At 61.9% G+C, this 13,437-nt stretch carries 8 protein-coding genes and 1 pseudogene; 2 read left to right on the top strand and 7 right to left on the bottom strand.

Features of this window, described 5'->3' with window-relative positions:
- The first annotated feature begins 339 nt into the window (after positions 1-339).
- Together P3H15_RS45680 and P3H15_RS55930 are read left to right on the top strand one after the other, a co-directional pair.
- The gene (locus P3H15_RS45680) at positions 340-1,563 is read left to right on the top strand and encodes an IS110 family transposase (RefSeq protein ID WP_276143354.1); all 1,224 of its coding nucleotides are present in this window, start codon (positions 340-342) and stop codon (positions 1,561-1,563) included.
- 46 nt (positions 1,564-1,609) lie between these two features.
- Complete coding sequence (locus P3H15_RS55930) at positions 1,610-1,864, top strand: DDE-type integrase/transposase/recombinase (protein ID WP_369426231.1); 255 nt, start codon at positions 1,610-1,612, stop codon at positions 1,862-1,864.
- Positions 1,865-2,065: 201 nt separating this feature from the next.
- On the opposite strand, the pseudogene P3H15_RS45675 reads toward P3H15_RS55930, so the two are convergent.
- The 7 genes and pseudogenes from P3H15_RS45675 to P3H15_RS45640 form a co-directional block, all read right to left on the bottom strand.
- A pseudogene (locus P3H15_RS45675) lies at positions 2,066-3,267 on the bottom strand (IS256 family transposase); the annotation flags it as partial.
- Positions 3,268-3,496: 229 nt separating this feature from the next.
- Entirely contained in the window at positions 3,497-5,893 is a 2,397-nt protein-coding gene (locus P3H15_RS45670; protein ID WP_346348857.1) for an acetyl-CoA acetyltransferase, read from the bottom strand.
- Between the two features lie 207 nt (positions 5,894-6,100).
- Positions 6,101-8,230, bottom strand: coding sequence for an acetate--CoA ligase family protein (locus P3H15_RS45665; protein ID WP_276143353.1), 2,130 nt, complete (start codon positions 8,228-8,230; stop codon positions 6,101-6,103).
- Between the two features lie 63 nt (positions 8,231-8,293).
- Positions 8,294-9,190, bottom strand: coding sequence for a LysR family transcriptional regulator (locus P3H15_RS45660; protein WP_276143352.1), 897 nt, complete (start codon positions 9,188-9,190; stop codon positions 8,294-8,296).
- 274 nt (positions 9,191-9,464) lie between these two features.
- Positions 9,465-10,529, bottom strand: a complete 1,065-nt coding sequence (locus P3H15_RS45655) for an ABC transporter ATP-binding protein (RefSeq protein ID WP_276143351.1) — start codon at positions 10,527-10,529, stop codon at positions 9,465-9,467.
- Positions 10,526-12,439, bottom strand: a complete 1,914-nt coding sequence (locus P3H15_RS55620; RefSeq protein ID WP_346348856.1) for a dipeptide/oligopeptide/nickel ABC transporter permease/ATP-binding protein — start codon at positions 12,437-12,439, stop codon at positions 10,526-10,528. The genes P3H15_RS45655 and P3H15_RS55620 overlap by 4 nt, the downstream gene beginning before the upstream one ends.
- Complete coding sequence (locus P3H15_RS45640; protein WP_276143356.1) at positions 12,436-13,374, bottom strand: ABC transporter permease; 939 nt, start codon at positions 13,372-13,374, stop codon at positions 12,436-12,438. Before P3H15_RS45640 ends, P3H15_RS55620 begins: the two co-directional genes overlap by 4 nt.
- Between the last annotated feature and the right edge of the window lie 63 nt (positions 13,375-13,437).

Raw genomic sequence — 13,437 nt, 5'->3', positions numbered from 1 at the left:
AGCGGCACTTCGATCGGGGCCGGCTCGATGCGGTCTGGTTTACCGACATCACCTAATGGGTGAGTCGGACCAAACGATCCGACACGCACAAGGCGACTGGCGGGAGGTCCCTGAGATATTACCGATCCAGGCGCAGTCTGAGCAGTGAGCCGCTGGAAGGTGATCACTGCTGTGAGGGCATCCGACTGTGTGAGAGGTCTGAAGGTAGACGGTGACCCTGCCAGTCGCTGGGGCACGTGATCGGCTTGTGAGATGCCGCGCCAAAGAGCGCTTTCCATTAGGTCGCCGCACAACCCCCGGAGCTCACAACAGAATACGCCGCTGGACAGGAGGTCGCACATGAGCATCAACTGCGGGATCGATTGGGCCGAAGTGCATCACGATGTCGCCCTGGTCGACGAGAACGGCACCGTCATCGCCCGGAAACGCATCGACACCGGCACAGCGGGATTGACCGCACTGCTGGAGGTAATCGCCGAGAGCGGAGGCGCACCGGGCACCACCCCTATCGCGATCGAGACCGACAAGAATCTGCTCGTCGTGGCGCTGATGGAAGCAGGATTCACCGTCTACCCGATCAACCCCCGTGCGGTGGCCCGCTACCGCGAACGCCACGGACAGGCCGGCGGCAAGTCCGATCCGGGTGACGCCGCGATCCTGGCGAACATTCTGCGCACCGACCGAGCGATGCACCGTCCGATGCCGGCGATCAGCGAACACGGCCGGGCGATCAAGGCCCTCGCACGTCAGCACCAGGAGGCGATCTGGGCGCTGCATCAGACCATCAGCCGACTACGCTCTGTGTTGCTGGAGTTTTATCCTGCTGCACTGCAAGCATTTCCGAATTTGAAGCACCGCGCCGCGGTCGCGATGCTCTCCGTGGCGCCCACCCCGGCATCGGGTCGCGCCCTGACCCGCCGCAAAGTTGTGACGGTGCTGCAACGCTGTGGCCGGCGCAACGACCCGAACCTGGTCGAGCGGATCGTGCGGGAGCTGAAGACGCCCGCGCTCGGGCAGCTGCCGCAGGTCGAGGAGGCACTCGGTCACGCGGTCACCGGTCTGCTCGCCGTCATCGCCTCGATGCAGCAGTCCGTGGACAGCCTCGAGGACGCGCTGGGTCGCGAATTCGACAGCCACCCCCTCGCGCCGATCCTGCGGTCGGCTCCGGGACTTGGTCCGATTCTCGCCGCCCGGGTCCTGGCCGAGATCGGCGACGATCCTGAACGGTTCGCGACGGCAAACGGGTTGCGCGCGTTCGCCGGTACCGCGCCGATCACCCGAGCCTCGGGCCGATCGCACTACGTCAAGGCGCGCAAGGTCCGCAACAAGCGACTCGGGGACGCCTGCCACTGGTGGGCGTTCGTCACCCTCACCAAATCAGCGGGTGCACGTGCCCACTACGACAAGCGACGAGCCGCCGGCGACCATCACAACGCCGCGCTGCGCAACCTCGCCAACAAGCTCCTCGGGCGCATGTGGTGGTGCCTGCAACACAACGAACCCTGGGACGACCACGCCGCCTGGCCCGACCTCAATTCTGGGCCGAAGCCGGTGGCTGCTTGACACCTGACCCGCGTGGGATGTCTACCTCACGTGCGGTGAGGGGGACATGTTCTTGTGTGCGATTCGGGACGGTCATTCACGGAAGGTGTTGGGATACAGCATTGCTAATCACATCAGCGCCGAGATGGTCACCACCGCCATCGATCGAGCCGTGGCCACGCGCGGTGGGCGGTGTCGCGAGACGATCCTGCATTCGGACCGGGGTGGGGAATACACTGCCCACCTGACCGCGGCGTCGTGTGTGCAGCACGGGTTGCGTCGGTCGATGGGTGCGACCGGGATTTGCCTGTTGACCGGCTAATCCACCGGATCGGTACCCATAAATCGGCACGTCTATGCAACGAAGGCTGATCTCGTTGCTGGCGTTGACAACTGGATTGTCTTCTACAACACTGTTCGACGGAACTCTACGGTGGGGATGCACAGTCCCGACAGCTACGAGAAGTTGCTTCAGGTGGGAGTCGCCTGAGGCACGCAACCCCCTTGTCCACCGTTCGGGGGGAACCTCAATCGACCCCTCGGAGAGGTAGCGGCGCTCGCCGGACTGCCACTCGTCGTGCATGTCGGCCAGGGCCGCACCGACGAGTCGGATCACGGCCGCCTCGTTCGGGAATATGCCCACGACGCGGGCTCTGCGATTGATCTCCTTGTTTGCCCGCTCCAACGGATTGGTCGACCAGATCTTCGACCAATGCGCCCGCGGAAATGTGCTGAACGCCGAGACCTCTGCCTTGGCCTGGTCCATCAGAGGACCGATCTTCGGGAACCGGCCGGCCAACTGATCACGGACCTCGTCCCACGTGGAGGCCGCGGTGGCGGGATCGGGCTGGCGAAGATCGTGCGAAACACGGCGACGTCCATGTCACAGTGCGACTTGGGTTGGTCACCAACAGGTTTCGCGCGAAATGCACTCGACACCGCTGGTGCCCCGAACCCTGGAACGAGCGCCGCAAAGCCGCGACCAGGCCGGGCATGCTGATCGCTGATGACCAGTCGGACACCGGACAGGCCGCGTTTCTTCAGCGAAGCGAGGAAGCCACACCAGGATACCTCGTCCTCACTGTCCCCGACATCGAGGCCTGGGGGTACCACCCGCTTGTGGGGGCGACCCTCACGCGCACCCTCGGCGGTGATCCCCGTGGCGACCACGACTGCCATCGAGGTCACCCTGCGAAGAGCTGCCCGCGTACGTGCAGGTACGTTGCGTCGAGGTAGACGTAAGGAAACGCGGTGTGGTCGAGCGAGCGGGTGCGAAATGCGCCGACGACCTCGCCCCGGCCCGCGCAGATCCGCGACACCTCGGACTTGGAAAATACCCGAATCGATTCCCAGAGCCGCTACGAGGTCGTCCACGCTGCGGGTGGAAACTCCGTGTACGTAGGCCTCCATCACCACCGCATACAGTGCCTGGTCGATCCGTCGGCGGGATTCGAGGATCGAGGGGTAGAACGAGCCCTTGCGCAGTTTCGGGATCCGCAATTGGACGTCGCCGGCTTGGGTGGCCACCAGCCGGGACCTGGCCCCGTTGCGTTCGGTCGTGCGTGCCTCGGTGCGTTCATAGCGGCCGGCGCCGATCTGTTCGGTGGCTTCGGTTTCGATCAGTTCTTGCATGACCATCCGGACCGATTCACGGATCAGATTCACGCCGTCTCCGGTGCGGAGTGCGTCGAGTAGCTCGGACAGGGCAGACTGGGACAGGGCCATCGGTGGGCCTCTTTGTTCGATGCGTGCTTGACCGTACATACCGAAGATCCCGCCGATGGCCCTCTCTACGTCGGAGCCCGCGCCGCTCAGCCCCAAACCCCACCACTCCACGGGACGCCTACCGTGCCCAAGCGGTGTCCGACGCACCCGGACAGGAAGCCAATTCGGCCCTCGGTCGGTCGACACTTCAGCGATTCCGTGGTGACATGCTCCAAACCAAGTGAGTGGCTCATCGATTTCGCCAGATAGGAGTCCGCTTCTCTGCGAACGCACACATACCTTCGGCCGCATCCTCGGTAACCATCAGATCATCGAATACAGAGGTTCGCTTCCCGATTGCCTCCGCGACATCCGATATGCCTTGGGTTTCGTTCATGAGTTCGAGGGTGAGGCGAACCGAGCTCGGAGATGCCCGCATTATCTCGTCCGCGAGATCTCGCGCCGCGGACACAGCCCCTCCTGCAGATGCAAGGCGATTCACAACTCCAATCCTAGCCAGCTCATTCGCGGTGATAGTGCGGCCCGTCACGAGAAGCTCCGTTGCCACCTTCTCAGGGATGACTCGAGGCAGCCGGACGATCCCGCCGGCTGTGGCGATGAGCCCGACTTTGACTTCGCTGAGGGCAAAGTGAGCGGTCTCGTCGGCCACGACAAGGTGACATGCCAGCGCTGCTTCGAAGCCGCCTCCGACTGCGGGGCCGTTGACGGCCGCAATGACAGGTTTGTTTATCCCCTCGCGGCTGGTCAGTCCCGCGAATCCCGACCTGGGTAGGTAGGTTTGTCCCCCTGTAGCAGCGTAGGACAGATCGTTTCCGGCACAGAATGAATCGCCGGCGCCAGTGATTATTGCGACCCACAGGTCGTCGTCTGCAAGATATGCGTCGAAGACCTCGGCCAGCTCTTCATGCGCTGGGGGGATGAGTGCGTTCTTTACATCAGGTCGATCGATCGTCACGATCAGCAGATGCCCCTCACGTTCTACGCGAAGGTGTTCATAGGCCGCTCGAAGGGCGGGCGATCTCGCCGGGCACAGCTCAGCGGCGCGATCCGGGCTGACAGTGAATCTGTTACCAGGCCCTGTGTTTGTGATCCAAATCCGCTGTCCGACCGGTTGTTCTAGATCGAGAATGGCCAACGCCTGTTCGTCGGATTCGATCGCCTGTGCGATGAAACGCTCACCGGTCCGCTCGAGGCGTCCGATCACAATGCCGGTCCTACCTCCGTCTCGACCATGCTTGACGGTGTAGGTCTCGACTGTGGCCCACCCCTCTGCTCTCGTCACTTGCGATACGGCGGGTTGCGCGTCGATAACGGCCTGGAGCTCTGCCGACTCGTCGGGCACCCACTCAGTCGGTGCTGTCGAATACACCGCCGTGGAGTACTTGCTCATGACGCCGCCGTTCGCACCCACGAATCCGTATGACCCAGGGCATTGACGTAGTCGTTGGACGGTCTCCGCAATCGCGTGCATCGAGTAGTTGTTCCCGGCGCCTCCGAAGAATGGCAGTCCCCCGGTGACGGTGAGTCTACGGGGGTCGTCGGTCGAGAGGCCCAATCCATCGACAGCCGCATTGAATACGGGAACGGGGAAACAACTGTAGAAATCCCAGGTCGCGACATCGTCGGGAGTCAGTCCGGCCATGTCGAGTGCGCGCCGAGTCGCGAGCTGCGCGGCCGGGGCTACGCCGAAGTCTTCGTGATCAAGCAGGGGCCGCTCCCGGCAGGTCGCGTGGCCGTGGATGTAGATCCACGTGTGTTCGGGGATGCCGAGTTCTCTAGCTGCTTCCACCGAGGTGAGTATGACCGCGGCGCCTTGATTCACTTGGTCTCGTGCGACTACGTAGCGCAGGTACGGTTCCGCGATCGGCCGGTTGGCTTCTGTTTGCGTGGTGAGTTCATTCGCGCTGCGTGCGACCGGAGTCGACGCGTAGGGATTACTTGCAGCAACTTGAGTGAACGGGGCGAACAGACGTCCGATCTCGTCGGCGTACTCAGCTCGTGACAGCCCCAGTCGGGCGCGGCGGGCGTTCTCGAATAGCGCGAATAGGCTTGGCGCGTCGGTGAGCCCGTGATTCGCTGCCTCCATGCTCATTTGGCCGGCCAGGCCGTATCCCCGGTCTTCGAGGTCACCCTCAACATGCTCTGTGAAGTTGGGGCGGGTCTCCTTGTTCGCGAACCAGCGCGTCGTCGAGATCGCGTCCGATCCGAACGCAATTGCGACTCGACTGCGGCCTGCAGCAATGTCGGCGGCCAGTTCGGTAACGAGGTGCTGTGGACTGTGGCCCCCTCCGACTTCCAAGATCGCACGTTTCGGATTCATCGCGAGTCGCGCGGCAACGGACCTCGGAAAGTTGTCCGATCTGCCGAGCGGTGCCGTAGCACCGGGTATCGTCATCTCGGATTGCCGAACGCCGGCAACTGTGTCCACCATTGCCCGCAAGGCCGCCCCATCGGTCTGAGTGTCCTCCAGTGCCTGTCCTGTCGCCTGCGCGGCGAGGTCGACTGCCGAAAACGCCTGATAGCTGTCCTCACCGAGCCGGTCAATGATCTGCCCGACCCCGACCAAGATGGGGGTTTGCGGATGAATGTCAGGCATTGCGAGCCTTTCTGAGTGTTCGGAGGTCACCGATCCGGCGGTCGGAGCCTGTGGGAGCGCTGACGGCAGCCAGAGCGACTCCGACGCCCGGCCACCGGCCGGCTCCACGCAAGGAAGTTGGCCGGTGGCCGATCCCGTCGAAAGAAGGCATCGGTTGATCGTGCTGACGGGCGCGGCCGCCTGTTTTGCTTTTGCGCGACTCTCGTTAGTTCTAGAGATCAGGTGCGATCGAGGACGTCAGTCGTTCCAGATGACAGCTGCGTCGAGCGCCTCGATCGTTGTGCCGTCGACGCGCAGCGGGTTTACTTCCAGCGCTGCGAGATTCGGTCCCAGCGCAACGGCGAGTTCACCCACGGCTGACACGATAGAAACCAGGGAATTGAGATCGGCCGGGACCGATCCGCGCGCACCGTCAAGCAATGGGAAACCTCGAAGTCGCTCAATGGCGCGACGAATGGAGCCCGCATCGGCTGGCAGCGCGATCCGTTGCACATCGGCGAGCACTTCGGTCCAGATTCCGCCGAGGGCAACAGCAAGCACGCAACCCCAATCGGGATCGCGTACAGCGCCGACCAGCAGCTCCACACCGCCAGAGCGCATCGGGCTTACGAGCACACCCTCAAGGTTCACTCCGGGCGCATTTGCTGCAACTGTGTCAAGAATCTCACGGACAGCGGCCGGGAGGTCGGCGGCATCGATGTTCAGTTTCACGCCACCGACTTCCGACTTGTGAAGGATCTCGTCCGAAACGATTTTGATTGCATACAGCCCTTCGGGCTGAGTCGGCAGTTCCTCTCCGGGGCGGACGAACACGACGGGAACGACAGGCACCCCAGCCCTCTCGAGAAGCTCACGCGAGCGTCGTTCAGACCATGTGCCCTGGGAGGGCCCGATGTCGCTAAACTCCAGGTGCCGCGCGTTCTCCTCTCGTAATGTGCCCTCCCCCTTCGTCCAGTCTGCGATAGCCGAGATCGATGTGAGAACGCGATCGAGACCGTACGAGACGCCCGGGGTCGCTCCTTCAGCGCGAAGGCCCGCGGTGGACGGTGCGACAGGGCGCACGGTTGTGGTTGCGAGGAGGGTGGGTCGAGGAGCGGAGTTGGCGGCTACAAGCAGCCCGGCAAGCATCCCGTCGTTGAGATCTGCCGCGGTGTGCTCGGCCTCCGTAACGGCGATGACCACGTCGATGCTCTCGTCTGACGCGACCGCAGCAACTCCCTGGCCGAAGATCTCCGGCTTTGGGACAACGAGACCTGTCATGTCCAGGGGATTCTGGGGTGTTCCGTACGAGGGAAGGATATCTGTCAGTACTTCTTTCGTCGCACTGGACAAGTCGGGCAGGGTGAGGCCGAGCTGCTCGGCGAGGTCGCTGGCGATGTCTCCAGCTCCGCCGGAGATGGAAACGAGGCCGACTCGAGTTCCGGGAATCTCACCGATGCGCGTGAAAACATCTGCAACAGCAACGAGATCCTCCAGGGTATCGACGCGAACTGCGCCCGCTGCCTCGAGCGCGGCACCAATGATGGCGTCGTCTCCGACGAGCGACCCGGTGTGGGCGAGCGCTGACCGTGCTGCAGCTTCGCTGCGTCCAGCCTTGAGGACGACGACGAGCTTTCCCGCCTGCCGCGCGCGCCGGCAGGCAGCGAGGAACCGCTCGGGGTGTCGAACCATCTCCAGAAACACACCGATAGCTGCCGTCGATTCGTCGTCGACGAGGTAGTCGATCACATCCCCGACTGTGACATCCACCTCGTTGCCTGTGCTCACGACAAAGGAAAGTCCAACGTCGAAGGTGCGCGCGAGAGTCTGTACCTGACTGGCCAGGTTCCCACTCTGTGAGACCATCGCCACAGATCCCGCTGGAAGCGGCTCTGACTCCGCCATGGGAAACAACCCGATCCGCTCGTGCACATTGACGAATCCGAGGTTGTTGGGTCCGAGCACGGGTATGTCCGACTCCCGCGACACCGTGGCGAGGCGCTCCTGGAGCGCTGCCCCTTCCGGCCCCTCCTCGGAAAAGCCCGATGACAGCACCTCGACCGCACCGACGCCGAGTGCGGCTGCTTCCGCGACGATGCCCGGCACCGCGTGTGCCGGCACCATGACGAATACGAGGTCGGGGACTTCGGGTAGGGCCGAGAGGGAGGTCCACAGCTTCTGGCCATGCGCGGTTCCGCCTCGAGGATTCACGTAGTAGAGCTGTCCGGTGAATCCGTACACCGTTAGGGCATGATGGATGGGTTTTGACCAGTTGGACCTATCGCTGGCTCCGATGAGAGCGACACTTCTCGGCGCGAATAGACGCTTAAGTCGATGCGCGGGCCGAAAGCCTTCGCCCTGTTTGATTTCTGAGACGTCAATGGCCATCTTTGAACTCCTCTTGCGTTGATTAAGCGCAATACTAGGCAGCCGGATAGCGGAGGACCATGATCAGTTTGGTGACCTTGCCGGACCATATGGGTCCGGCAAGTATGACGGAGGATTCGCGGTGATTGCAGCCTCGATCGCTAGGACCACGTCAATGAGGTCTGTTCGGTCCTTCCGCCACACGAGTCGTGTTGACACGCGCACATTTTCGGAATTCTTCAGCGGGACCAGACCCTCGACGACGTCACCCGGACGGCCCATTGTGAACATTTGGGGTGCCTGCACCATAGCCGCCACGGCATGCACGTCGGCGCCGGGAACGATCTTGACGTCATTGACTTCCTGGCTTTGCAAAAACCGCATCAGCTCCTCGCTAAAATCCGGATCATGCGAACACACGAAGGTCCATCCGGCCAGCGGCGGGCGCGACGATGAATGAGCAAGGGCGCGTTGTGAATCAATCGGCCCAAGAGGAATGTGTTCCTCGTTCAATAGGTGAAGGCTACTCAGTCGTTCATCAGACTCGAAGCGGCGCACCGTTGCAAGATCGAGGAAGCCCCTGCGCACAAGGTCGTATTGAGTTGGCGATGTCCCGGGCCGAAAATCCACATCGCAATCTGGTTGCGACAGCTCGAGCGCAGCGTAGATTGCCGATGACAGCCGTGCGGGAATGCCAGGGACCAGGCCGACACGGACGAGCCGCCGGGTCGGTGATCGTGCTCGAAGACGCTCTACTGCCTCAAACTCGGCGATCACCCGTCGCGCTGTTGGCAACAACCGCTTCCCTAAGGGGCTCAGCTGCAGACCACGGGGTTGACGGATGAAAAGCGCTCCGCCCATGTGCGTCTCAAGATCACGAATCCTCCTTGAGAGCGGACTCGCCGCGAGGCCGAGATACTCGGACGCGGCTGCGATGCTCCCAGCCTCGGCTACCGCAACGAAATAGCGGAGATGGCGCACGTCCAAAGCGTCCCTCCCGTCTACTCTACTGTTCGCACTGCGCTTCACGGGTCCCGCACCGTTCCCGTCTTTCCCTCAACGGGTTGTCCCTCACCTTGTCGCGGCACTGGGCCAGGCGCCGGCCGGATCGTGGGGGCTTGGCGACCACCATGAGCGCCGCGACCGCGTGAGGTGCGCTACTGGCCGGCCGGTTCCGTGATGTTGTTCGATAACCCTCGACCGCGGAAAGGTTCGATTCAACAACCACCCGGTCGATCCGTACAGAGTTCTTCCGCTACGCCGACGTCACCACCGTGGGCATTCCGAGTTCAGCGACCGGACGACCTTCCAGTGCCCCCACTGTATGTAGATGGCATCGGACAGCCCCCTTGTTCGCGAGCGGATACTGCGGTGGTGGCTCGATTCGGCAGATGTCCATCGTGTATGGGCAGCGAGTATGGAATCGACAGCCTGGAGGAGGATCAGCAGGGTTCGGGATGTCGCCTTGCAAGATTATTCGTTGCCTCGTACGTTGAGCGTCGGGGTCCGGAACGGTGACAGCTGACAATAACGCCTGCGTGTATGGGTGCCTCGGGTGGTCATAGACGTCGCCCGCGTCGCCAATCTCGACCACCTCTCCGAGATACATGACTGCGATGCGGTCACTCGCATGCCGGACGAGGGCAGGGTTGTGAGCAATGAGCAGATAAGCTACGCCGAGTTTGCGTTGAAGTTCTTCCAGAAGGTTGATCACTTGCGCCTGCGTGGAGACGTCGAGTGCAGAGATCGGTTCGTCGAGAACAAGAAGACGGGGCTCGACCGCCAGGGCACGGGCGATCGCCATACGCTGCAGCTGGCCACCCGACAGCTCGCGAGGGTAGCGCTCAAGATGCGAAAGAGACAAGCCGACAAGCGGTATCAGTTCCCGCAACCGCTCCAAACAGTCACCCTTGCTCAATCCTCGGTGCACCTGTAACGGCTCACTGACGCTGGTGCGCAACGGCAGGAGCGGGTTAAAGGCGCCGAACGGGTCTTGAAACACTGTCTGGACTCCGGCGCGCATAGTCCGGAGTCCCGACCCGTGCAGATTTGTTACGTCGGTGCCTTCGAAATGCACTGTGCCAGAGCTGGGGTCCAGGAGTCGCATGGCGAGGCGTCCGAGTGTCGATTTCCCCGAGCCCGACTCACCAACGAGTCCGACAGACTCACCGCTATAGATCTGAAGACTTATGTCGGACACTGCATGAACATGAGCTCGTACACGCTGCAACAAGCCTTGTCGTACCGGGAAGGTCTTCGAAACGCCTTTCAACTCGATCAACGGCGTGTTCGTCGATGTCTGAGGAGCAGCGAGGGTCATTTGACACCCATCCTTGTCAGTTCGTCACTGCGCACGCAGCGAGCTAGATGGTTCGATCCCGCGTTCAGCATCGGAATGGCACTGTTACATTCCGGCTGGACGAATTCACAGCGGGACGCGAATCGACACCCTTCCTCCAACTCGGCGAGTTGTGGCACCTGGCCAGGGATGACATAAAGCGGTGACCGTGGCGTCGCCGACTGCGGCATCGCCTGCAGTAGCCCTCTCGTATATGGGTGACTTGGCCGGTAGAAGACTTCGCGAACAGTGCCCTGCTCGACGACCTGCCCGGCATACATAACGGCGATCCGGTCACAGGTGTCGGCCACCACGCCGAGATCGTGACTGACGAACAACATCGACATTCCTAGTTCAGCGCGTAGATCCCGCAGAAGTTCGAGGATCTGTGCCTGAACGGTAACGTCGAGAGCGGTCGTTGGTTCATCGGCGATCAGCAGTCTTGGGCGACCGACTAGCGCCATGGCGATCATCGCCCGCTGCCGCATTCCGCCAGAGAACTCGTGGGGATAGGACGATGCCCGCCGCTTCGGGATGCCAACCAGTTCCAGGGTTTCGAGCATCCGTGCCGTTGCTTCACGTTGTGTCAATCCCTCGTGCCAGCGCACTACTTGCGAGATCTGATCAGCGACCGTCATCGCCGGATTCAGACTCGACATGGGATCCTGGAAGATCATGGCGATGCCACTGCCGCGCAATGCGGCCATGTCGGCGAAGCTCAATGACAGCAAGTCCTTGCCTTCGAACCGGATTGAGCCTCCAATGACTCGCGCCGGTGGCGAGGGCAGTAGCCGCATAATTGAGAGGGACGTGACGGTTTTTCCTGATCCACTCTCACCAACAAGACCGAGCGCCTCACCTCGTGCGATGGAGAACGACACGTCGTCCAGGATCTGGACCGGTCCCTTCTCTGTGTCGACCTCGACTGCTAGGCCCTCAATCGCGAGAAGCTTCTCGTCATGGGCGGCGGCCGAGGGTTCAGACCGGCGTTGAACCTTCGTCAGACCCAAGCGTCCGGATCGCTTCGCTGGCGTCGAGACGTTCAGCGCGGATCGCATGCCTTCACCTACCTGGTTGAAAGCAACGACAGTGAGGATGATCGCGAGTCCAGGAGCCACCACGCTCCACGGGTGGCTGAGCATTGTGTCATTCGCGCGACTCAGCATGCCGCCCCAACTGGCGGTCGGTGGCTGCACGCCCAGTCCCAGGAAGCTCAACCCGGCCTCCATCAGTACGGCGAAGCCAAAGGAGATGGAGACCTGCACGATGAGCGGCGACAACACGTTGGGGAACAGATGCCGCGCGATTATCACCCTTGTCGAGGTGCCGATCGAGCGGGATACGTCGATAAACACTTCCTCACGAATTGCGAGTGTCTGCCCTCTGATCAGCCGTGTAAATCCGGGAACAAGGGTCACCGCCATGGCTATGCCGGCGTTGAGAAGATTCGGTCCCAGCATACTGACGATCGTGATAGCGAGCACCAACGCGGGCAGGCTAAGAAGGCCGTCCATGACACGCATCAAGAGCGAATCAATCTTTCCCCCGACATATCCGGCGACGAGCCCCAGTGGGAGGGCTACCAGCACCGCCGCGAGTACGACCTGGACGCTGAACATCAGACTTACACGTGCGCCGGCGAGGATCCGGCTCAGGACGTCGCGACCAAGTTGGTCTGTTCCCAGCCAGTGCGCCATTGACGGGCCCGCAAAAGGCTCCACGTCCAATTGTTCTCGAGGGTCATACGGTGCCAGGACGCTAGCAAAGACGGCGGCACCGACGATCAGGATAAGTACAACCAAAGCACCCATTGCGACCTTGTCCCGCCGATATCGTCGCGCGGCCTGCCGAAAGACACTGTTGCTGCGTGTTTTCTGGGTTCGCCCCATCATGCCGCCCTCACCTTCGGATTGAGGTATCCGTACGAGATGTCGACCATCAGATTCGCAATAATGTGAGCAACTACGAAGAGCAGGGCCGTCGCCTGGATCACCGGAACATCTTTGCTGCTCACAGCGGCGATCATGTAGGAGCCGATACCCGGGATATTGAAGATCTGCTCAACGATGACAGTCGAGCCCAAGATGCTACCGACCATGAGGCCCAGTACGGTCGCTGCGGGAATTGCAGAGTTCTTCAACGCGTGACCGACAACGACGCGACGCGTATCCCCGCCCTTCGCCCACGCTGTTCGCACGTATGCCGACTGCATCGTGTCCGCGAGGCCGGCCCGCAACTGACGGGACAGCATGGCAACACCTGCCGCCGCGAGTGCTACCGCGGGCAGGATGATCGACCGAGCCCAGCCCGCTGGGTCATCTGCGAACGCTGTGTAACCGTAAGGGGGTAACCACCCGAGGCTCACCGAGAAGACTGAGATCAGCACCATTCCAATCCAGAATGGTGGCATGGAGACTACGACGCTGGTTCCGAACATCATGCCGCGGTCGCCAAGGCCGCCCGGACGCAGTCCGCCGACGATGCCGAGTACCAGCGCTAGCGGGATGACAATCGCGAAGACGGCAAGCGCAAGGCTCAGAGTGACAGGAAGACGTTCCAGGAGTTCGTCAGCCACCGGACGCTGAGAATACAGGGATTCACCGAAGTCGAACTGCACCGCACTCTTGAGCCAGGTTGCGTACTGCACGAAGAAGGGCTCGTCTAGATTCAGTTCTTCCCGAATCTGCTGCACTACTTGCGGAGAGGCATTGCCTCCACCGGCAATCGTTGTCGCGGCATCCCCGGGAACTAGGGCGATCATGCTGAATACCAGAACCGACATGACGAATAGCAGCGGTATCGATGTTAGAAGGCGCTTTACAATCATCTGGAGCACGCGTCACGAACCTTCCGTTGATGACGGATGTCGACCGATCCCGCCGACAATTGG

Source organism: Rhodococcus sp. T2V (genome assembly GCF_029269925.1).
GTDB lineage: Bacteria > Actinomycetota > Actinomycetes > Mycobacteriales > Mycobacteriaceae > Rhodococcus_F > Rhodococcus_F koreensis.
This window is presented reverse-complemented; position numbering and strand designations above follow the sequence as displayed.

Coding starts and splice junctions, on each gene's coding strand:
- P3H15_RS45680 (WP_276143354.1), top strand. CDS start 340: ATGAGCATCAACTGCGGGATCGATTGGGCCGAAGTGCATCACGATGTC.
- P3H15_RS55930 (WP_369426231.1), top strand. CDS start 1,610: ATGTTCTTGTGTGCGATTCGGGACGGTCATTCACGGAAGGTGTTGGGA.
- P3H15_RS45665 (WP_276143353.1), bottom strand. CDS start 8,230: ATGGCCATTGACGTCTCAGAAATCAAACAGGGCGAAGGCTTTCGGCCC.
- P3H15_RS45655 (WP_276143351.1), bottom strand. CDS start 10,529: ATGACCCTCGCTGCTCCTCAGACATCGACGAACACGCCGTTGATCGAG.
- P3H15_RS55620 (WP_346348856.1), bottom strand. CDS start 12,439: ATGATGGGGCGAACCCAGAAAACACGCAGCAACAGTGTCTTTCGGCAG.
- P3H15_RS45640 (WP_276143356.1), bottom strand. CDS start 13,374: ATGATTGTAAAGCGCCTTCTAACATCGATACCGCTGCTATTCGTCATG.